The organism is Mesorhizobium sp. WSM4836 (assembly GCF_055811815.1).
In genome coordinates, this window is record NZ_JBVVQF010000011.1 from 141,500 (window position 1) to 162,723 (window position 21,224).

The following is a 21,224-nucleotide window of genomic DNA, read 5'->3' on the forward strand; positions in this document are numbered from 1 at the left end:
CTGCGCTGGGTCGCGGTTCCGGCCGTCGGCGCAGCCATTGCTTTATGGTCGGTGGCGACCTTGGCCGGACTCTATTCGATGGGAACTTCGCTCACCGCCGCTTCCAACGGTCTTCCGCAAAGCCTGCTCGCGCCGCGCACCATCGCGCTCGCCGATCCTCGCCGCAGCCTTGCAAAGGCGCGGTCCCCGACATGGGCCGCGGCAGGCGCAGCGCTGTCGGCCCAGCTGCTGCAGCATGGATGCGATGCCAATTGCCTGCGGTCGGCGTCGAACTTCGTTCACCAGGGAAAATCGGCGCGTCTCAAGCGCGATGCCGTGCCGCCTGTCGCCGCCGCATCGCGGCATCCAAGCTTCGACAACGTGGTGGCCAAGGCAGCGCTGTCGCCGCAAAAGCTTGCCGCCGCCTTTGCCAGTGCCTCAGCCGGTTCGCCCGTCAAGCTCGCAAGCCTGCCGGCCAACGCCCGGTTCGCCGAGCCGGTACGCATACCCGACCCGAACGGCCCGGCATCGGTGCGCTTCGGGCCGGAGGTGGCGGAGATCGAACGCTCGTCGCGCCTGGCGCTGGCGCTGGCGAATACATTGCCGGAGCAGATGATCGACGTGCTCCCGGCAGCCGTCGCGGCAAGCGAGCCCGCGGCTTCGCAAGAGCCTAAGGTCCAGCTGGCCTCGCTGCCACCGCAAGACGACATGCCCGACAGCATTCCGCTGCCGATGCTGCGTCCGCACGCGGACAACGATGAGCCGGCGGCCCAGGCTCAAGCCTCGAAAGACCGGGCGCCGAAGGATCAGGCAGCAAAAGCGGAGCCGCCCCAAGCGCAGGCCTCCAAGACCGCCAAGGCGAGCAAGGTCCAGACGGCCGACGCTCCGCCAGTCGAGACGCAACCGGGCAGCCTGTCGCCTCGCAGTTCGTCACAAGCGGCAGTGCTGGCGGTGTCGGGCAAGCCGGGCAAGCGGCCGAAGACGCAGGGCGGCGACATGCTGGCCTATGCCAAACCCGACATGCCTTCCGGCGGTCTCGGCGGAGCCTTCAGGAACCTGTTCACCACGCCCGGCACGGGCAGCGGCGTCGCCGTCTACGACATCTCGGCCAAGACCGTCTATATGCCCGACGGCTCGCGGCTGGAGGCACATTCGGGATACGGTTCGATGGTCGACCAGCCGCGCTATGTCCACAAGAAGAATGTCGGTCCGACGCCGCCCGACACCTACAATCTGACGCTGCGGGAATCGCGCTTCCACGGCGTCGAGGCCCTGCGTCTCACCCCTGCCAGCGGCAGCAACAAATATGGTCGCGACGGTCTGCTCGCCCACACCTACATGCTGCGCGGCGGCCGCGCCGAATCCAATGGCTGCGTCGTCTTCAAGGACTATGCGCGTTTTCTCGCCGCCTACAAAAGGGGCAAGATCAAGCGCCTCGTCGTGGTGCCGCGCCTGTCGAAGCCGCTGACACGCGTCGCCCAAGAGGGCCGCGGCGCTTAAGTTGTTCGCAGGCGATGAAGAGTGAAAGCCGCTCTGTAGCGATCCTTCGCGCCCGCGTCTGTCCTGCGGCATCGCTGGTTTGCCGCGTAGACTTTCCCGCCCGCTTTCCAACGGATTGTCAGCAGCCGGCCGCGAAATGGTTTTCATTCACGGCCGAGGATATTATGACTGACCGGTCGGGCGGCTCCAGCTTCAAACAATCACGAGGACATCATGACAATACGCGCTGTCGTCTGGGGCGAGAATATCCATGAGCGGACCAACGAGGTGGTCGCCGGCATCTATCCCGAGGGCATGCACGCGACGATCGCCAATGCGCTGAAGCTGGACCCGGAGATCTCGGTGTCGTGGGCGACGCTGGAGCAGAAGGAGCATGGGATGCCGGCCGACCGTCTGGCCGAAACCGATGTCTTGCTGTGGTGGGGACACAAGGATCATGGCGCCGTCGCCGACGAGATCGTCGAGCGCGTGGCGCGCCGCGTCTGGGAAGGCATGGGGCTGATCGTTCTCCATTCCGGCCATTTCTCGAAGATTTTCAAGAAGCTGATGGGCACGCCCTGCACGCTGAAATGGCGCGAGGCGGGCGAGCGCGAGCGGCTCTGGGTGACCAGCCCCAACCATCCGATTGCTGCCGGGATCGGCGAGTACTTCGAGCTCGAGAACGAGGAGATGTATGGCGAGCAGTTCGCCGTGCCGGAGCCGCTCGAGACCGTGTTCATCTCCTGGTTCCAGGGCGGCGAAGTGTTCCGGTCGGGGCTGACCTATCGCCGCGGTGCCGGCAACATCTTCTATTTCAGGCCCGGCCACGAGACCTATCCGACCTATCACGACGCCAATGTCCAGAAGGTGCTGCGCAATGCGGTGAAATGGGCGCACAACCCGCAAGGCTCCAATCCGGCCATCCTCGATGCGCCGAACGTGCCGGTGGAAAAGGCGCTCGAGCCGATCGTCGAGCGCGGCGGAAAGCTTCATTCCGCCGGCGAAGCCGGGTTCCGCTAGTCTAGGCCGCGATCCCGAACTTTGGTTCGGGAAATCCATGATCGAACAAGAAGACAAGCCCGCCCTAAGGACAAGAATCATGCGCCTGTTGATACTCGGCACCGGCTGGATGGCGGAAGAGCACGCCAGGCAGTTCGGCAAGATCGAGGGCGTCGAACTGATCGGCGCCGTCGATCTCGACCGCACGCGCGTCGACAAGTTTTCGGACATTTACGGTATCCCCAACCGGTTCGCGTCACTGGACGAGGCGCTGGCGTGGGGCAAGTTCGACGCGGTGGCGAACGTGACGCCCGATCGCATTCATCATCCGACCACCATGATGCTGATCGCGGCGGGCAAGCCGGTGCTGTGCGAAAAACCACTGGCCGAAAACTTCGAGAAGGCCAGTGAAATGGCCGATGCGGCCGAGCGGGCCGGCATCATCAACATGGTCAACCTGACCTATCGCAATGTCGCGCCGCTGCAGAGAGCGCGCGCCATGGTGCTGGCCAGCGAGATCGGCACGGTCAGGCATGTCGAGGCGTCCTATCTGCAGAGCTGGCTGGTATCCAAGTTCTGGGGCGACTGGCGCACCGATCCGAAATGGCTGTGGCGGCTGTCGCGCGGCCACGGCTCCAATGGCGTGCTGGGCGACGTCGGCATCCACATCCTCGATTTCGCCAGCTATGGCGCGGCGCTCGACATCGACCATGTATTCTGCCGGCTGAGATCCTTCGACAAGGCCCCCGGCAACCGCATCGGCGAGTACGAGCTCGACGCCAATGACAGCTTCACCATGGCGCTGGATTTCAGCAATGGCGCTTTCGGCGTCGTCCATGCCAGCCGCTGGGCAACCGGCCATTTGAACGAACTCCGCCTGCGCATCTACGGCGACAAGGGCGGCATCGAAGTCGTGCACAATCTGACCGGCTCGGAGCTGAAAGCCTGCATCGGCGAAGACGTCGAAAACGCCAAATGGCAGGTTCTGGACGCCGGAACGGTGGCGACCAACTACCAGCGCTTCGTCAATGCGGTGCGCAACGGCATCCAGGCCGAACCGTCATTTCGCCACGCGGCCGAATTGCAGAAGGTCCTCGACCTCGCCGTCGTCTCGGATGGGAAGAGGGCTGAATTAAGCACGCACGCCGATACGCAGTAAGGCCAGCATGAGGCCGCTGCGCGCCGTCAGGAGCTTATTTTCCTGTTTTTCGGCCACGGTGCCACATTTTGTTCTTGCTTTGTGCCGGCAGCTATGCTACTAATTTAGGTATGGTGCTCATTGGCTCCAACGACCCGCCCACCGGAGGCGGGTTTTTTGCCCCCCGCTAACGTCCCGCTCTGAAAATCGCGACCGCCGCGGCTGTCAGTGCAGCGTTACCGGATGCTACCGTTCCATCAGGAAGCTCCTTGCCGTCTTCCAGTCCGACACGCGTCGACCAGCCACGCGCCGCCGCCCGGTGCACGAAAGGCCAGACCGTGGCGTCGGCGCCGTGCAGCAGGATCTCCCGGCGCATTCCGGCGCCGTCGAGCACGGCGGCGATATCGTCGCTGATCTCCAGCGCATCGTCCGACTCCTGCTCGGAGATTTCGATCAGGATGCGCAGCACGCGTTTGCCATGGTCGAGGCTCGCCAACCGCTCGGCATCGGCAACCGAGGCAAGCCCCGCCTCGATGCCAATGCCGCGCTGGCGCAGACGCTCCATGACGGCGGGCGCGGCGTCTTCGCTGAGATTGACCGAGGCGTAGTCGGGCAGCTCGCTCCAACCGGCGATCGCGGCCAACGTCCGCTCGTCGTCATTCTCGATCCAGGCGCCGGTCGACACGCCGATCAACGTTCCAGGACAGGCGCGGCGGAGCGCAAGGATGGTGCGGTCCATCGCCGCCGGAGCCAGGCTTTCGCGACCGTCGAGCCCGCGGGCATGGACGTGGAGTTCGGCGGCACCGGCGGCGACGCAGGTCGCACCGTCGCGCGCCATGGCTTCTGGATCAAGCGGCAGGTTGGGGTGGAAATCGGCGCTGCGCGCACCATTGATGCAGGTCTGGACGATCATGGAGGTGGCGGCCTCGTTGAAGTGGACCAAGTTTAGCGCACGACAACGAAATCGGAAATTGTCCTCCCGCGAAGCTCACCCGGCAAGAAACGGGTGGTCCGCGCGCGCCGTTTCACCCATCTCAATGATAGAGAAGCCACAGGAGCCAAAGCCATGACCATCCATTCGATAGGCGCGAAAGCGGCGATCAATTCGGCGGAAACGCGCGTCGCCGCTTATGATTGGCCGAAACTCGCCGAAGAGCTGAGTGGCTATGGCTGCGCGGTGATGGAAAAGCTGCTGACGCCGCAGGAGTGCCGGCAGATCGCCGGGCTCTATCCGGATGAAAGCCACTTCCGCAGCCATGTCCACATGGCGCGGCATGGCTTCGGCAAGGGCGAGTACCGCTATTTCCGCTATCCCCTGCCCGATCTGATCGGCGGCTTGCGCAGCGCGCTCTATCCGCGCCTCGCCACGGTCGCCAACGACTGGAACGCGCGCATGGGTATCGCGCAGCGCTATCCCGGCGAACACGCCGCGTTTCTCAAGCAATGCCATGAGCAGGGCCAGACGCGGCCGACGCCGCTCCTGCTGCAATACGTTGCCGGCGACTTCAACTGCCTGCACCAGGATCTCTACGGCGATCTTGCCTTCCCGCTGCAGGTGGCGATCCTGTTGTCCGAACCGGGTAAGGATTTCACCGGCGGCGAGTTCGTGCTGACCGAGCAGCGTCCGCGCATGCAAAGCCGCGCCGAAGTGGTGCCGCTGCGCCAGGGCGATGCGGTCGCCTTCGCGGTCCACAATCGTCCGGTCCAGGGCACACGGGGCAATTACCGGGTCAATCTCCGGCATGGCGTCAGCCGGCTTCGCTCCGGCATGCGCCACACCGTCGGCATCATCTTCCACGATGCCAAGTAGCCGAGTTGCCCGGTCCGGCGGCGATTACCTGGAAAAATCGCTGCGCACGATGCCGTGGCGCTGGAGCTTGTCGTAGAAAGTCTTGCGCGGAATCCCCAGCGCTTCGATCGTGCGCCTGACATCGCCCTCGTTGCGGTCAAGCGTCTCGCGGATGATGTCGGCCTCGTAGCGCTCCAGCCGTTCCGGCAGCTTCATGGCGATTTTCGATTGGGTCGGGGCAGGGGGTTGTGCTTGGGCGCCTTCCTCCAATCCAAGCACAAACCGCTCGGCGAAATGCGCCAGTTCGCGCACATTGCCCGGCCAGTCATGGTCGCTCAGATGGCGATGCACCGTCGCCGGTACTGCCGGTACCTGGCGGTGGAAGCGGGCGGCGGCGCGCTCGGCGAAGTAGAAGAACAGCAGGGCGACATCTTCGCGGCGCTCGCGCAGCGGCGGGATCGAGATCGTCACCACGTTGAGCCGGTAGTAGAGATCCTCGCGGAAGGCGCCGCGCTGGCGCGGATCGCCGAGGTCGACCTTGGCGGCGGCGACGACGCGCAGATCCACCGGCCGCACCTCGTTGGTGCCGAGCGGCGTGACCTCGCGCATCTCCAGCACACGCAGCATCTGCACCTGTGTCGAGACCGGCATGCTTTCGATCTCGTCGAGGAACAGCGTGCCGCCGCTGGCGTGCTCGATGCGGCCGATCCGCTTCTTCTGCGCGCCGGTGAAGGCGCCGGCCTCATGGCCGAACAACTCGCTCTCGATGACCGTCTCCGGCAGCGTACCGCAATTCAGCGCAACGAAATTGCCCTTGGCGCGACGGCTCCAGCGATGCAGAAGACTGGCGACCACCTCCTTGCCGGAGCCGGTCTCGCCGGTCACCAGCACATCGACGTCGGTGTCGGCGATCTGGCGCAGCGTGCGGCGCAGCCTGTCCATCGCCGGTGTCTGGCCGATCAGCGGCAGGCCGTCCTGCGCCTCTCCGGCCGCCTCGCGCAAGGCGCGATTCTCCATCACCAGGCGGCGCTTTTCCGCTGCCCGGCGCACGCTCTGCACCAGCCGGTCGGCGGCGAAAGGCTTTGTGATGAAGTCGTAGGCGCCGTCCTTGATCGCCTTGACGGCCATGGCGATGTCGCCGTGGCCGGTGACGAGGATGACGGGAATGTCCGCATCCAGCCGCAGGACACGGTTGAAAAGCTGCAAGCCGTCGATCTGCGGCATGCGGATATCCGACACCACGACGCCGGCAAAACCGGCGTCGAGCCCGGCCAGCGCCTCGGCCGCCACCGCAAAGGCGGAGACCGAGAAGCCGGCAAGCTCCAGCGTCTGCGCGGTGGCCTTGAGGAGATCGCGGTCGTCGTCGATCAGGATCACCGGCGCGGCATTGTCGTTCGTCATGATGGCTTACGCTGCTGTCTGGAGATGAATGGTGAAGCGGGTGCCGCCGTCGTTGCTTGAAACCTCGATGCGGCCGCCATAATCGGCGACGATGTCCTTCGAGATGACAAGGCCAAGGCCAAGGCCTTTTTCCTTGGAGGTGTTGAACGGCGTGAACAGCGATTTGAGAATCGCTGGCGGAATGCCGGGTCCATTGTCGGACACGCCAACCGTCACGCCGTCCGCGGTCGCTTCGACCGACACCTGCACATGAGCGTCGTCGCGGCCGGCGAGCGCCTCCAACGCGTTCTGGAAGAGGTTGATCAGCACCTGTTCGAGCCGCACCCGATTGCCCATGACCCTGAGGCTCGGCGGCGGCAGGTCGATGGCCAATGCGTCGAGCCGGCCGGCAAAGCGGCTTCTCAACAGCACCACCGCACCCTCGATGACACCGCGCAATTCGACAGGCTCGGCGGCGGTGCGGCCCTTGCGGGCAAATGCCTTCAATTCCTCGGTGATCGAGCCGATGCGTTCGGTAAGGGCTGCGATGGCGCCGAGGTTTTCCTCGGCCGGCCCGGTCTGCTTGCGGTCGAGGAAGGTGCGGGCGTTGTCGGCATAGGCGCGTATGGTGGCGACCGGCTGGTTGATCTCATGGGCGACGCCGGCGGCGACCTGGCCGAGGATGGCGAGGCGGTTGGCCTGGACCAGATCCTGCTGCACGATTTGGAGCTTGGCTTCCGTGCTGCGGTGGCCTGTTATCTCGGCCTGCAGCCGGTCGCGGGCGCGGCTCAAATCCTCGGTGCGTTCGACGACGCGGCGTTCGAGCTCGGTGCGCGCCGCCTGTTCGGCGGCAATCCGCATCTGCGCCGACCGCCGGCGCCACAACAGATACGCGGCCAGGCCGAGCAGCGGGACGACGACGCCGAGCGCGAGGAGCCGCATTTCGCGGGCGGCGGCGGCGATCGGCGCCTCGGCCGGGACGAGATAGTCGAGCCGCCATGGGGTCGAGGGGACCGGCGTTGAGAGGCTGAGATACTCCGCGTCGCTGCCGCCGGGCGTCACCGCGTGAATGATCGACACATCCGGGCTGAGCGGCTGCGGGTGCATGATCGGCAACGCAACAAGCGGCGCGTCGCCGAACTGTTGGCTGTCGCGGATCACGGCTTGCTTAGGTGCGGCCAGTGGTGCGGTTGTCATGAAGCGCCAGGACGGCACGCTGGTGATCAGCACGACGCCATTCTCGTCGCTGACATAGGCCGGGCGGTTGGCCTCGCGCCAGTCGGCTTCGAGCTGGTCGAACTCCATCTTGACGACGACGACGCCGAGCGGTGCGTCTGCATCGCCGACGCGCCGCGAGATGTAGAGGCCGGGACGCTTGCTGACATTGCCGAGCGCAAAATACTCGGCGGTTCCGGCCTGCATCGCGCCGGAGAAATAATCGCGAAAACGGTAGTCATTGCCGACGAAGCTGATCGGCTCGCGCCAGTTGCTGGAGGCGATCGCCAGTCCGTCGGTGCCGACGACATAGAGCACCGACGCCTTGGTGCCGGAGACCAGCCCCTCGAGCTTGCGGTTCAGCACATCGATCGCCGCGGCATTTTTCTGCGACAGCGCGTCACGCACTTGCTGGTCCGCGGATAAAAGCAGGGGCAGGGCGCGCGGGCTTTCGAGCACGGCGCGCAGCAGCGCGACCTTCAGATTGGCGTCGGTACGCCCCTGCGCCGCCAGGGTCTCGACCTCGGCCTTGCGGCCGAAGAGGCCGGCGCCGTAGAGCGCTGCCGTGACGATCAGCAAGGCGACGGCCGCAAACAGCAGCCAGGCTCGGCGCGCACGCCTGGCGAGTTGCTCGGGCGTCGAAGACAAGGTACCGGCGGGGCGTTGCAGCATCGCCCATTTGTGCATGAACTCGCACAAAACACAATTCGACCTATGCGGAGATTCGCACTCGTCCATGCGTCCAGCACTGCGGACGTTTGCGAATGTTCAACAAAATCAAGGACAAAGAACTCCTGTGCGTATTTGGCACGGCTGTTGCAAACACGAATTCAGCAGTCGCGAGGCTGCTGGTCAAAACAACTGCCCCGGGGAGTCGAGCTTTCGATCGGGGCGCCATGGAGGACGTCATGCAGACAGCAATCGCTGCCGCCGAGCCGCGCGGGAAACTTCCCTTATACCGGCATCTTTATGTGCAGGTGCTGGCGGCGATCGCCGCCGGTGTGCTGCTCGGCCATTTCTATCCGGAAACCGGCGAGGCGATGAAGCCGTTCGGCGACGCCTTCATCAAGCTGGTGAAGATGGTGATCGCGCCGGTGATCTTCCTGACGGTGGCGACCGGTATCGCCGGCGTTTCCGACCTGCAGAAGGTCGGCCGCGTCGCCGGCAAGGCGATGATCTATTTCCTGGTATTCTCGACGCTGGCGCTGGTCGTCGGCCTGGTCGTCTCCAATGTCGTCCAGCCCGGCGCCGGCATGCATATCAATCCGGCCACGCTCGATACCACCAAGGTGACGGCCTATGCGGAGAAGGCGCACGACACAACCATCGTCGGCTTCCTGATGAACATCATCCCCGACACCATCACCGGCGCCTTCGCGCAGGGCGATATCCTGCAGGTGCTGTTCTTCTCGGTGCTGTTCGGTGTCGCCCTGGCGCTGGTCGGCGATCGCGGTCGTCCGGTCGTCGATTTCCTGCAGGCACTGACCACGCCGATTTTCCGCCTCGTCGCCATCCTGATGAAGGCCGCGCCGATCGGCGCGTTTGGCGCGATGGCCTTCACCATCGGCAAATACGGCATCGGCTCGATCGCCAACCTCGCCATGCTGATCGGCACGTTCTACCTGACCGCGCTGCTGTTCGTGCTGGTGGTGCTCGGCGCGGTTGCCCGCTACAACGGCTTCTCGATCCTGGCGCTGATCCGCTACATCAAGGAAGAGCTGCTGCTGGTGCTCGGCACCTCGTCCTCGGAAGCGGCACTGCCGGGCCTCATGGCCAAGATGGAGCGCGCCGGCTGCAACCGCTCGGTGGTCGGCCTGGTCATCCCGACCGGCTATTCCTTCAACCTCGACGGCACCAACATCTACATGACGCTGGCGGCGCTGTTCATCGCGCAGGCGACCGACACGCCGCTCACCTACGGCGACCAAATCCTGCTGCTCGCCGTTGCCATGCTGAGCTCCAAGGGTGCCGCCGGCATCACCGGCGCCGGCTTCATCACGCTGGCGGCGACGCTCTCGGTCGTACCCACCGTGCCGGTCGCCGGCATGGCGCTGATCCTCGGCGTCGACCGCTTCATGTCGGAATGCCGGGCGCTGACCAATTTTATCGGCAATGCCGTGGCGACAGTGGTGGTGGCACGCTGGGAGGGAGAACTCGACCAGACGAAGTTTGCCGCCGCCATGGCCGGCGACTTGCCGGAGGAAGTAGACCTGTCGCTGCCAGGCTTGCAGGCCGCCTGACTGTTCAGGCCACATGGCTTTAAGCCCCGGAGGCGGTTCGCCGGCTCCGGGGCAAAAGCACCGGCGGTCGCGGCATGCCGCCTGAACGCAACCTGAAGTGGCCCCGTTTTCGACGCGGGCTTGTTCCAGCCGCATTTAAAAGCCAGTATCCGCCATGCCTTCATGGCACCCGTCCGCTTCGCTCCCGACCTGATCGCGAGGCGAGACATTTCCGTCGGGCTCGGTTGCGATATCACCTTGGCCGAACCGTTGGAGCTTTTGCTGCCGCCGGCCCCCTGACCATGGCAGCAGCCCTCGAAGGCAATGGCGGCCTCAATACGAAGTCGCAAAGCGAAACGTGACCCGTCTCCTCGTGGAAAGCGCAAGCTTTTTCCCCGGGGAACGCGTCCCGCGCCAAGAGGGGCGCTTGAAGATGGCCGAGCCTATGAGGGCCCTTGCCGAACCAAAGCAAGATGCGAGGTCAAACGCGATGCAGTCTGTCCAAAACAGGATTCCGGTATCCATCATCATCCCGAATTACAACTATGCGCGGTTTCTCAAACGCAGCATCGACAGCGCCCTCGAGCAGGACTACGCGGATGTCGAGGTCATCGTCGTCGACGATGCATCGCAGGATAATTCCACGACGATCATGAAATCCTATGGGGACGAGATCCTCGCACGGCCGCGAGCGCAAAATGGCGGACACGCGGCGGCGTTCAACACCGGCTTTGCGGCGAGCTCGGGCAAGATCGTCCTGTTCCTCGACGCCGACGACTATCTTTATCCAAGTGCCGTCTCCACCATCGTCGACACCTGGGACGAGGCAACCGCTCAGGTGCAGTCCAGACTGCATATCGTCGACGAAGGGCAACGCATCAAGGATGTCTTTCCGCCGCCCGAACTGCCTTTCGACAGCGGCGACGTCATGCCGAAACTGCTGCACAAGGGCCGCTATCAGACCACCGTGACCAGCGGGCTGGCCTTCGACCGCGCAACGCTCGAATCGATCATGCCCATACCGGAGCCGGAGTTCCGCCAGGGCGCCGACGGCTACCTGGCAACGCTGGCGCCTATGTACGGGCATGTCCAGTCCATCGACGAATGCCTCGGCGCCTACCGGATCCATGGCGCCAACCATTCGGTCTTCGGTGAAAAGCTCGGCGAACGGGCACGCTGGCGGGTAACCCACGATTTCCGCCGCATGCAGGCGCTGTCCGACCAGGCCTCCGGGATCGGCCTGAACATCGTGCCGTCGGATGCTGTCCGCCACGATCCGGTCCACCTGGAGGAGCGGCTGGCGTCGCTTTGCGCCGACAGAGACCGACATCCCGTGGCCGACGATTCCCGGCTGGCGCTCGGGGCAGCCGGCGCCGTCGCCAGCCTCGAAATGACCGCATCCCTGCGGCGGCGCGCCATCCTTGCCGCCTGGTTCCTGTCGGTTGGGGTGTTGCCGCGGAAAATGTCGACCGCGGTGCTGTCGTGGAAGCTTGACGCGTCGTCCAGGCCGGCATTTCTGAGCCGCCTGTCCAAGAGAATCCGCCACGCGATGGGTTAGCGGCGATCACCCTGCTGCCGGGATCGGCCCTCCGGCTCGACGGCTCGCTCGACCAGGACATGCGCCTCCCGCGCGGCCTCGATGAACGCGTCCCTGGCGGCTTCGGTCCAGCGATCGTCGCTCACGGCACGGCGGCATGTGCGCAGTGCCAAGCCGTGTTTGGCGCTGCCGGCGTCGCGCCAATGGGCTTCCAGCAATTCGACAGCCTGCCGTGCATTGGAAATGTTGCGGATATCTCCCACGATGCCGACCGCAACCGCTACCGGCTTGGAAAACCATCCTTGGGTCATGGCGGAGCCTTCGACGTGTTGAACTATCTATAACGAAAATCGTAGCGCAAGGTTTCATTCGCGCCAGTAACCACGGCGTGAGGCAGCCCTCACTGCGCCGCGCGCAGCCTGACCACGAGGCTGCGCGCCACAAGCACCAGCACGGTGATGACGATCAGGATCACCGAGAGGGCTGCGATCGCCGGGTCGATGTTGTCGCGCAGGCCCATCCACATCAAGCGAGGCAGCGTGATGGCGTTGACCGAGGTGATGAACAGGGTGACGCCGATCTCTTCCCAAGACAGCACGAAGGAGAGCAGTGCCGCGGTGACGATGCCGAACTTGATGTTGGGCATGATGATGCGGGTGGCGCGCTCCCACACGGTGGCGCCGAGGCCGCGTGCGGCAAGATCGATGCGGCGGTCGAGCTGGCTGAGCGACACCAGGATCAGCACCGTGGCGAAGGGCACCGTCATCACCGCATGCGCCATGGCGACACCCAGCCAGGTGTCGTAGCCGAAGAACGAGCTGACGCCGGAGAGCGAGGTCAGCAGGAAATAGAGCGTGATCGCCGAGACCACCGGCGGTACTACCATCGGCAGCAGCACGAAGCCGACGAGAGCGGCGGTGAAGCGCGGCTGGAACATCCAGACGCCGAGGCTGAAGCACAGTGCCAGCACCGTGGAAAAGGCGCTGCTGACTATGCCGATCCTGATCGAGAGCAGGATCGAATTGATCCAGCGCGGATCCTCGATCAGCGCCTGGTAATGGCGCAGCGACAATTCGCCGGACGGCATCGCCAGCATGCGGCTCGGCGTCAGCGACACCGGAATGACGGCGAGCAGCGGCAGCAGCAGGAACAGCGCGACCAAGGCGGCGAGGATCAACGAGACGGGACCGGGGCGGTAGGTCGGCATCGCGCTACACCAACTGCTTCGGCCTGACATAACGGAAAAGCAGCGCCATCAGCGCGGCGACGAACAGCACCAGCACCACGCTGATCGCCGCGCCCAGGCCCCAATCCGGGCTCTGGAAGATGCGGAGATAAATCAGCTCGGCGATCATCACGCTGCGGCCGCCGCCGAGGATCGCCGGCGTGACGAAGAAGCCGAGCGAAAAGACGAAGACGATCAGCGCCGAGCCGATGATGCCGGAGCGGGTCATCGGCACGAACACCGACCAGAAGGTGCGCATGCGGCTGGAGCCGAGGCCGCGCGCCGCAAGCAGCACGCGGTCATCGAGGCTACGCATCGAAGAGGCCAGCGGAAACACCGCGAAGGGGATGAGGAAATGCGTCATGCCAACGATGACGCCGAACTCATTGCGCACCAGCGCCAGCGGCTCCGAGATGAAGCCGACCGCCTGCAGCCAGGTGTTGATCAGGCCGCGATTGGACAAAAGCGCCACCCAGCCGAAGGCGCGCGTCAGCACCGAGATCCAAAACGGCACCAGGATGCAGAACTCGGCAAGGACGCGCTGCACCGGCGTGCCGCGCACCCAGACAACGGTGATGGCGTAGGCGGCGGCAACCGAAACGATCGTCACGATGGCGGCGATGCGCAACGTGCGGATGAAGACCGACTGCACCAACTGATCCGTGAGCAGCGCATTGTACTGCCCCAGCCCCGGTGTGGGCAGGGTAAAACTCCATTTGACCACGCCGAGGAATGGCCAGGCGTAGGCCAGCACAAGAAAGAGGAGCAGCGGCGCCATTAACACCGCCGCGCCCATCCTGTCGGAGAGGTATGCTCTCATCTCGCCCCCGGTTATCCCGGCTTGTCAGGCGGAGATGATCTTCGTGTATTCGTCGAGTGCCGCCCCGTAGTTCTTGGCGTACCAATCCATGTCGAGCGGGATCTGCTTTTTCATGTTCTCGGGATCGACGGGGTTGATGCGCTTCTTGTCGGCGGGGATCAGCGCGTCGGCGGCCGGATTGGCCGGACCCTGGCCGAGCTTTTCGAACATGATGAGTTCCTTCTGCGGGTCCTGGGTGCTAGCGATGAACTTCATCGCCGCGTCCTTGCCGCCGGGATTGCCCTTGAGCACGGCGAGCGCGCCGGGCGAGATCAGGCCCTGGTCCCAGATGAACTTGATCTTGCCGCCGGAGTCCTGCTCGATGAGCGAAGCCCGGGTCGACCAGACGATCGCCATCGAGGCCTCGCCATTGAGCAGCACGCTCTGGCTTTCGGCGCCGCCACCCCAATAGGCGACGACGTTTTCCTTGAAGGCGGCGATCTTGTCATGCGCGCGCTTGAGGTCGAGCGGATAGAGCGAGGCCGGCGCGATGCCGTCGGCAAGCAGCGCCGCTTCCCAGCTCGACACGCCCCATTTGTAGAGCGAGCGCTTGCCGGGGAATTTTGCCACGTCGAAGAAGTCGGCCATCCCTGTCGGTGCCTGGCTGCCGTATTTCTCGGCATCGTAGGCGATGACATAGGAGAAGAAATAGGTCGAGGCGGCGTATTCCCAGCCGAATCCCGGCCGCATCTTCTTCTTGTCGACGATCGAATAATCGATCGGCTCGAGCATGCCTTGCGCGCCGAGCGTGATGGCCGAGAACGGATCGACGTCGACCAGGTCCCAGGTCGGGGCGCCACTCTTGAACTGCGCCGCGATTGCGCCTTCGGTCGGGCCGGAACCGTCCATCTTGACGGTGATGCCGGTCTCCTTGGTGAAGGCCTGGCCGTAAGCGGCGTCATAGGCGGTAATGGCGTCGCCGCCCCAGTTGACCAGCACCAGCTCCTTCGCCGCGGCAAAGGCGCCGGTCGAGCGCAGCAGCATCGGCGTGCCGGCCAGCACCAGTGCGGCCAGTTGCGTGAACTGCCGGCGCGAGATCTCGCCGCGCACGGCCCTGGCGGACAGCGCCTCGATCGAATGTTTCTTGGTGTCGTTTGTCATGTCAGTTCCCCTTTTTTGTCGTTGATATTCCCGAAAGTGAGCTTGGCGCCTTCGCTACGCCGATTGTCATTGTCCTCCGTCCGGAAGGAGGAAACCCTTTTCCGCCGGCCAAGTCAGCCAGACGGAATTGCCTTTGCTGAGCGCGGAAGCGGCAACCTCGTTCGGCACCGAGACCGTCACCTTGGCGCCCTGGCGCGTCGTCAGATCGAGCCGCGTCGCAGCGCCGAGATAGGTGGAGGCGACGGCAGTCGCGGCAATGCCATTCTCGCCCGCTGCCGCTTCCGGCGCGATCGACATGTATTCGGGCCGGATCGCCAGGATGGCGTCGCCACGCACCTTCTCGGCCTTGCAGCGCATGCTGATCGCGCGATCTTCGCAGAGGCCCGTCGAGCCATCGTCCGCCGGGCGCACGCCCTTCAGCGGCAGCATGTTGATCTCGCCCAGGAACTCGGCGACGAAGCGGTTGTCCGGCCGGTCGTAGACCTCGTCCGGGGCGCCGACCTGCAGCAGTTTGCCGTGGTTGAAGATGGCGACGCGCGACGACAATGCCAGCGCCTCGCTCTGGTCATGGGTGACGAAGACGAAGGTTGTGCCGGTCTCCTGGTGCAGCCGCTTCATCTCGGCTTGCATCTGGCCGCGCAGGCCCTTGTCGAGCGCCGAAAACGGCTCATCGAGCAAAAGCACGCCAGGCTCGAAGACCAGCGCCCGCGCCAGCGCGACGCGCTGCTGCTGGCCACCGGACAATTGCGACGGCAGTTTCTTTTCGTGGCCCTTGAGCCCGACGCGCTCGATCATTTCGCCGACGCGGCGCTTGATCTCGGCCGCCGGCTTCTTGCGCACCTTGAGCGGGAAGGCGATGTTGGCCTCGACCGACATATGCGGGAACAGTGCGTAGCCCTGGAACACCATGCCGGCGGCGCGCTGCTCGGCCGGCCGCTCGGTGATGTCGACGCCGTCGCTGTAAAGGCGGCCGTCGGTCGGCTGAATGAAGCCGGCAAGAATCATCAGGAAGGTGGTCTTGCCCGAACCGGACGGGCCGAGCAGGGTGAGGAACTCGCCACGGCCGATATCGAGCGCCAGATCGTCCAGCGCACGGAACGAGCCGAAGCTCTTGCCGATCCCGATTGCCTTGATCTCTGCGGCCCGGCCGGGTTGCTGCATCCTGCCCTTTCCTTAGCGTAGGCGAAATCGTAGGCAGGGCGGCGGCTCACCGCAACCGAATAGTTTTCGCCTGATCGGCAAATTTGATTCATCTATGGCGGGTAGCGCTGCCAATCTCCCCCCTTGAGGGGGAGATGTCGCCGAAGGCGACAGAGAGGGTCGTTGCGCGTGGAGCGCCAACCTCCTCTGCACCAGCAGGCCGAGCCCAGTCGGACCGACCCCCTCTGGCCGCTTCGCGGCCATCTCCCCCTCGAGGGGGGAGATTAACGCTGGTTCTCCGACAGCTTCGACCTCAGCCACCGCCCAAACGCCTCCAGCACCGGATGCGCCGCCTTGGCGTGCTCGGAAACCAGAAAATACGAGCGCGGGGAATTGATCGCTATGTCGAAGGGGCGGACCAGCCGGCCTTCGCTCAGTGCCCGGCCGCTGGTCAGCTCGTCGCCGATGGCGATGCCCTGGCCGGCGATCGCCGCCGAAAAGACCAGGTTCATGTCGGAAAAGAAGATGCCGCCTTCCGGGTCGGGGTTCTCGACCTTGGACAGGGCCAGCCAGCGCGCCCAGTCCTCGGTGTCGCCGAGATGCAGGAGATTGGCGCGCAGCACGTCTGCCGGCTTGGAGAAGCCGCCGATCTTGTTGAGCAGCGTCGGGCTGCACAGCGGCGTGAAGGAAATCTCGCACAACAGCTCGACCGCGCGGTTCGGCCAGTTGCCGACGCCAAAGGCGATAAAGGCGTCGGCCTCGGCATTGCTGACGTCATCGAGACGCCGCGGCGTCAGGACGCGCAGCGCGACATCGGGGTACATCTGCCGGAACTCGCCGATATGGGTGCACAGGAACAGCGAGGCGAAACCCGGCGTACAACTGACACTGAATGAGCCGCCGACGCCGGTGCCGGCATGGCGCGTCACCGCGTCGCCCAGCACCGTCAGCGCCTTGCGCACGTCGCTGGCATAGCGCTGGCCGCGCGGCGTCAGCGCCACGCCCTTGCCGATGCGTTCGAGCAGGTCGAAGCCGAGATCGCGTTCAAGCAGGCGCAATTGATGACTGACTGCGCTGCGGGTCAGATGCAGTTCGTCAGCGGCGCGCCAGACGCTGCCATGGCGGGCAAAACTGTCGAGGGCGCGCAGCGCCTGCGTCGAGGGAATTCTCAAGAGGTGAACCGAATTTGCATGAGCCGGGAAAACATATCACTTTTTGGCGGGGCGCTTCACTGCTTTCTTTCCGCCATGGAGAAACCGGTGACCTCGGCGCAAGCGACCGCGCTTGCTTGTCTGGACGACATCCAGCCGTCGCTGTCGGCGTGGACGCGGACCATCTTCGATTTCGGCGAGACCGCCTGGCGCGAATACCAGTCGGCCGTCTGGTATGTCGAGCGCCTGAAGCACGAAGGCTTTTCGGTCGAGGAAGGGTCTGGCGGTATGCCAACGGCCTTCTGCGCCCATTGGACAAACGGTGCCGGCCCGACGATCGGCTTGTATGCCGAATACGACGCGGTGCCTGGCAATTGCCAGGATGCGGCGACGGTAAAGCGACCGCGTCCGGGCCTCGGCGAACAGGCCGGCGGCCACACCGATCCGCATTCCGGCCTCGGCATTGCCAGCCTCGGCGGGCTGCTGGCGACCAAGGCGGCGATGCAGCGCCACGGCATATCAGGCACGCTGCGCTTCACCGGCGAGCCGGCGGAGAAGGTGCGGGGGTCGAAGCCGATCCATGCGGCGAAGGGCTACTACGACGGGCTGGCAGGCATGATCTCCTTCCATCCTTTTTACATGCTGCCGCTGTGCAACACGGCGCGGTGGGACACCCATTGCGGTGCGGCCTATGCGATGATCTACCGCTTCATCTGCGACGAGCCGGAACATTGGGCGAGGGTGGCCGGCACCGCAGCACCCATCCCGCAGGCGCATTCGGCGGTCAGGGCGCCGGGCGCCAACGATGCGCTCATGATGATGTACTTGGCCTCGAAGGCGCTGCGCGATTCCATGCTGCCGCACCAGGGCGGCTGGTCGATCAGCGAGGCGATCCTGACGGCGGGGCAGGCGACCGCCGACAATCTGCCGGCTGGGCTGGCCGAGATCCAGTACATGATCCGCGTGCCGACGGTTGCGATGGCCGAGCAGGCCACCGCCATGCTCGATCGCAATGCGGAGGCCGCGGCAAAGATGAGCGGCTGCCGCCATGAGCGGCACTGGGTCTCGAAGTCGCGGCCGGGGCTGGCCAATCACGTCATGGCCGGCATTGCCTTCGACGCGTTGGCGGCGGTCGGGCCACCGCGCTGGGATGAGATGGCCAAGGCGATCGCCCGCGAAATCCAGGTCAATGCCGGCGGCGAGGCGACCGAGGAACCATTCATCGCCGAGCTCGAGCGGCTGATTGCGCCGCAGGATGCAGAGGCGCTGCTGCGTCGCGACCTGCCGCCATCGCAGCTCAATTCCACCTCCGACGATTACACCGACATGTCGTGGCATGCGCCGACGGCGCGGTTCTATGTCGCCCGGCCGGCGCTGCGGTCCGAGAACGGCCACGCCTATCCATCCTGGGCGATGAATGCGCTCGGCGGCATTTCTGCCACCATCGACCCGATGGTCACCTGCGCAGCAAAGACGATCGCGCTGGCAGCACTTCGCCTGTTGGAAGACGAGGCCGCGCGCGACGCGGCGATGGACGAATTCGTCGCCCGCACCGGCGGCGGGATCGGCGGCACGAGCTGGATCGCGCCGCTGTGCGACTACGAGCCGCCGATTGGATTTCGCTGGCCGGAATATGTCACCACCCCGCGCGGACGGGATTGGTGGATACCCGGCAACCAAGCCGCATGATCAACCAAGCCGCCCCTTCACGAGGAGAACCCCATGACCGTACATGACCGCATCGTCGCCGAGCCGTTTTCGCTGCAGCGCCGCAACCCGGCCGGCGGCACCAAGCCGCTGACCGCCTGGGGCTTTGCCAACGAGACCGACGTGCTGACCGACGTGCTGCTCGGCTCGCCGAATTTCCTGCGCCATCTCTCGACCAGTTCGCTGTCGCGAAAACATCTGCGCGAGGCGCCTTGCAACGTCCAGATCGCGCAGGCGCAGCACAAGGACCTGGCCGCCGCCTACGAGCATTTCGGCGTCAATATCCACTGGCACGAGCCGACGCCGGAGCTGCCGATGCAGGTCTATTCGCGTGATTCCAGCGTCATGACCCCGTATGGCGCCATCATCACTGCCATGGCCCAATGGTGGCGGCGCGGCGAGAACTACGCGGCGATCCGCACCTATGAAAAGCTCGGCATCCCGATCTACGACATGGTCACCGCCGGCACGTTCGAAGGCGGCGACTTCAACGTCATCGAGGATGGCGTGGTACTGATCGGCTGCGGCGGCGCCCGCACGCAGGAGGAGGGCGCCCGCCAGGTCCAGGCCTGGTTCGACAAGGAGGGCTGGGAGACCCGCATCGCCTTCATCGACGAATATTATGTCCATATCGACCTCATGGTGGTGCCGATCGCCGAAAAGCTGACCGCCGTCTGCCTCGCCTGCACGGAGCCGGGCATCGTCGACTGGCTGAAGGGCAAGGGCCACGAAATCATCGACGTGCCGTTCCAGGACACGATGGCGCTAGGCTGCAACTTCATGTCGCTGGGCAAGGACAGGGTGATCGCCCCGACCTCGAGCCAGACGCTGATCGGCCAGCTCAAGGCGCGCGGCTTCGAGGTCGCGGCCATCGACATGAGCGAAATCTCGAAGACCGGCGGCGGTATCCACTGCATGGCGCAGGCACTGAAGCGCGAACCGGCGTGAGGGAGCGCCTATCGAGCAGCGCTGGAGCGCTACTGCCAAACCGACCAGGCGGCCGGTCGCATCGCCACGCGATCATGGCTGGCCGGCGCTTTTGACCGTGTCCGGGACTGTCTTCGACGACATCGAACATCACTGTTCCAATCTCGCCTCAAACTAGAGCAACGTGCCGCTTGAATTTCACATAGACATCATGTATATATCCTGTCTATGAATAAACGACATCGAGCAAGGATCCCGTCGTGAGCCATCAGACAGGTGCTGCGCAGGACGTCGTCTACCGCTGGCTGAAGCAGCATGTGCTCACGTTGCCCGGTCGGGAAGGCACGTTCCTTACCGAGGCGGAGGTTTGCCGCGAGACGGGAACGTCGCGGACGCCGGTGCGTGAAGCACTGTTGCGGCTCGAAGCCGACGGCTTCCTGCAGATCGTGCCGAAGAAGGGCGCCTATGTGCCGCCGATCACCGAAGCGGAGATCGACGCGGTCATGCAGGCGCGCGGCCTGGTCGAGGAGTGGTGCGTGCGGCAGGCGGCCGGCTTCGGAGAAATGCTTGCGGCGGAACTCGACAGGCTGATCGCCCGACAAATGGAGGTGCGGCATGACCCCGTTGCGTTCATCGAATGCGATCGGGAATTTCATCGCACGATCGTGCGCGCGGCCGGCAATTCGATGCTCGCGGACTTCTATGAAAGCCTGCGGGATCGCCAGTTGAGGATGGGCGTGCATGCCATCTCGATCTCCGGCGGGCGCGGAGACAGCGTGCTCGCCGAGCACGCGGCGATCGTCGAGGGGATACGCCGCGGACAGCCCGAACAGGCGGCCGCAGCAGTCGCCGAGCATCTGGCGCGGACGCTCGTCGCCTTGCGGCTGCCGATGGCGGCAGGCTGGGGGTCGGCAGTAACCGCGCAAAGGTCGGCGGTCGCGGCGCATAGATGAAGGCCGTGGCGTCCGTATGGCCGGGCGCGGTCAAATGGGCGGGAAAAGATGATAGCGGACGGGCAGTGCGTCAACGGATCGCGGTGAATTGATTTGGTGACTTAACAGACCAGTGCCGAAAGGGCAGGGGTATGATCATCGAGCGGGAAACGGCTTTCGACGTGCGTGCGTTTCGGCAGGCACTGGGGCAGTTTCCGACCGGTGTCTGCGTCGTCACCTGTCTGGCCGATGGCGAGCAGCTCGGCATGACGATGAGCTCGTTCAACTCGTTGTCTCTGGATCCTCCGCTTGTCCTGTTCAGCATCGATTGCCGCTCAGCAAGCCTGCCGCTATGGCAGAAGGCCGCCAGCTATGCGGTCAACGTTCTTGCCGAGAACCAGAAGGACATTTCCGACCGTTTCGCGCGACCGCTCTCCAACAAATGGG

General features: G+C 64.8%; 18 protein-coding genes and 1 pseudogene. 10 read left to right on the plus strand and 9 right to left on the minus strand.

Annotated elements, in window-relative coordinates; genetic code table 11:
- The first annotated feature begins 1,101 nt into the window (after positions 1 to 1,101).
- The 3 genes from AC0L2P_RS15430 (at position 1,102) to AC0L2P_RS15440 (ending at position 3,616) form a co-directional block, all read left to right on the plus strand.
- Positions 1,102 to 1,479: a DUF2778 domain-containing protein gene (locus tag AC0L2P_RS15430; RefSeq protein ID WP_473502223.1), complete on the plus strand. Its 378-nt coding sequence runs from the start codon at positions 1,102 to 1,104 to the stop codon at positions 1,477 to 1,479.
- Between the two features lie 213 nt (positions 1,480 to 1,692).
- A complete protein-coding gene (locus tag AC0L2P_RS15435; protein WP_473502167.1) occupies positions 1,693 to 2,478 on the plus strand; it encodes a ThuA domain-containing protein in 786 nt (261 codons plus the stop codon).
- Positions 2,479 to 2,557: 79 nt separating this feature from the next.
- Positions 2,558 to 3,616 carry a Gfo/Idh/MocA family protein gene (locus AC0L2P_RS15440; RefSeq protein WP_473502168.1) on the plus strand — a complete coding sequence of 353 codons (1,059 nt, stop codon included), beginning with the start codon at positions 2,558 to 2,560 and terminating at the stop codon, positions 3,614 to 3,616.
- A 166-nt stretch (positions 3,617 to 3,782) separates the two neighbouring features.
- Here AC0L2P_RS15440 and AC0L2P_RS15445 read toward each other — a convergent pair whose 3' ends face one another.
- Positions 3,783 to 4,508: a 3-keto-5-aminohexanoate cleavage protein gene (locus tag AC0L2P_RS15445; RefSeq protein WP_473502169.1), complete on the minus strand. Its 726-nt coding sequence runs from the start codon at positions 4,506 to 4,508 to the stop codon at positions 3,783 to 3,785.
- Between the two features lie 153 nt (positions 4,509 to 4,661).
- On the opposite strand from AC0L2P_RS15445, the gene AC0L2P_RS15450 reads away from it, so the two are divergent.
- Entirely contained in the window at positions 4,662 to 5,405 is a 744-nt protein-coding gene (locus AC0L2P_RS15450) for a 2OG-Fe(II) oxygenase (protein WP_473502170.1), read from the plus strand.
- A gap of 24 nt (positions 5,406 to 5,429) precedes the next feature.
- Here AC0L2P_RS15450 and AC0L2P_RS15455 read toward each other — a convergent pair whose 3' ends face one another.
- A complete protein-coding gene (locus tag AC0L2P_RS15455) occupies positions 5,430 to 6,785 on the minus strand; it encodes a sigma-54-dependent transcriptional regulator (protein ID WP_473502171.1) in 1,356 nt (451 codons plus the stop codon).
- 6 nt (positions 6,786 to 6,791) lie between these two features.
- The gene (locus AC0L2P_RS15460) at positions 6,792 to 8,651 is read right to left on the minus strand and encodes a sensor histidine kinase (protein ID WP_473502172.1); all 1,860 of its coding nucleotides are present in this window, start codon (positions 8,649 to 8,651) and stop codon (positions 6,792 to 6,794) included.
- Positions 8,652 to 8,887: 236 nt separating this feature from the next.
- Here AC0L2P_RS15460 and AC0L2P_RS15465 point away from each other — a divergent pair, with 236 nt between their 5' ends.
- The gene (locus AC0L2P_RS15465) at positions 8,888 to 10,219 is read left to right on the plus strand and encodes a dicarboxylate/amino acid:cation symporter (protein WP_292659748.1); all 1,332 of its coding nucleotides are present in this window, start codon (positions 8,888 to 8,890) and stop codon (positions 10,217 to 10,219) included.
- Between the two features lie 469 nt (positions 10,220 to 10,688).
- The gene (locus tag AC0L2P_RS15470) at positions 10,689 to 11,756 is read left to right on the plus strand and encodes a glycosyltransferase family 2 protein (protein WP_473502173.1); all 1,068 of its coding nucleotides are present in this window, start codon (positions 10,689 to 10,691) and stop codon (positions 11,754 to 11,756) included.
- On the opposite strand, the gene AC0L2P_RS15475 is transcribed toward AC0L2P_RS15470, so the two are convergent.
- From AC0L2P_RS15475 to AC0L2P_RS15500, 6 genes are all read right to left on the minus strand, one after another.
- The gene (locus AC0L2P_RS15475) at positions 11,753 to 12,046 is read right to left on the minus strand and encodes a DUF982 domain-containing protein (RefSeq protein ID WP_473502174.1); all 294 of its coding nucleotides are present in this window, start codon (positions 12,044 to 12,046) and stop codon (positions 11,753 to 11,755) included. The genes AC0L2P_RS15470 and AC0L2P_RS15475 overlap by 4 nt on opposite strands.
- 89 nt (positions 12,047 to 12,135) lie before the next feature.
- Positions 12,136 to 12,942, minus strand: a complete 807-nt coding sequence (locus AC0L2P_RS15480) for an ABC transporter permease (protein ID WP_473502176.1) — start codon at positions 12,940 to 12,942, stop codon at positions 12,136 to 12,138.
- A 4-nt stretch (positions 12,943 to 12,946) separates the two neighbouring features.
- Complete coding sequence (locus AC0L2P_RS15485) at positions 12,947 to 13,780, minus strand: ABC transporter permease (protein WP_473502178.1); 834 nt, start codon at positions 13,778 to 13,780, stop codon at positions 12,947 to 12,949.
- A 24-nt stretch (positions 13,781 to 13,804) separates the two neighbouring features.
- On the minus strand, positions 13,805 to 14,920 hold the full coding sequence (locus AC0L2P_RS15490) for an ABC transporter substrate-binding protein (protein ID WP_473502180.1): 1,116 nt from the start codon (positions 14,918 to 14,920) through the stop codon (positions 13,805 to 13,807).
- 66 nt (positions 14,921 to 14,986) lie between these two features.
- Positions 14,987 to 16,081, minus strand: coding sequence for an ABC transporter ATP-binding protein (locus AC0L2P_RS15495; protein ID WP_473502181.1), 1,095 nt, complete (start codon positions 16,079 to 16,081; stop codon positions 14,987 to 14,989).
- Positions 16,082 to 16,344: 263 nt separating this feature from the next.
- Positions 16,345 to 17,232 carry a LysR substrate-binding domain-containing protein gene (locus tag AC0L2P_RS15500; RefSeq protein WP_473502182.1) on the minus strand — a complete coding sequence of 296 codons (888 nt, stop codon included), beginning with the start codon at positions 17,230 to 17,232 and terminating at the stop codon, positions 16,345 to 16,347.
- A gap of 75 nt (positions 17,233 to 17,307) precedes the next feature.
- Between AC0L2P_RS15500 and AC0L2P_RS15505 the strand changes: the two genes are divergently transcribed.
- From AC0L2P_RS15505 to AC0L2P_RS15520, 4 genes and pseudogenes are all read left to right on the plus strand, one after another.
- Positions 17,308 to 18,900, plus strand: a complete 1,593-nt coding sequence (locus AC0L2P_RS15505) for a zinc-binding metallopeptidase family protein (RefSeq protein ID WP_473502224.1) — start codon at positions 17,308 to 17,310, stop codon at positions 18,898 to 18,900.
- A gap of 33 nt (positions 18,901 to 18,933) precedes the next feature.
- On the plus strand, positions 18,934 to 19,866 hold the full coding sequence (locus tag AC0L2P_RS15510) for a dimethylarginine dimethylaminohydrolase family protein (RefSeq protein ID WP_292659762.1): 933 nt from the start codon (positions 18,934 to 18,936) through the stop codon (positions 19,864 to 19,866).
- A gap of 239 nt (positions 19,867 to 20,105) precedes the next feature.
- Positions 20,106 to 20,798, plus strand: coding sequence for a GntR family transcriptional regulator (locus tag AC0L2P_RS15515; RefSeq protein ID WP_473502184.1), 693 nt, complete (start codon positions 20,106 to 20,108; stop codon positions 20,796 to 20,798).
- Between the two features lie 245 nt (positions 20,799 to 21,043).
- Positions 21,044 to 21,160: pseudogene (locus AC0L2P_RS15520) on the plus strand (flavin reductase); the annotation flags it as partial.
- Positions 21,161 to 21,224 lie beyond the last annotated feature (64 nt).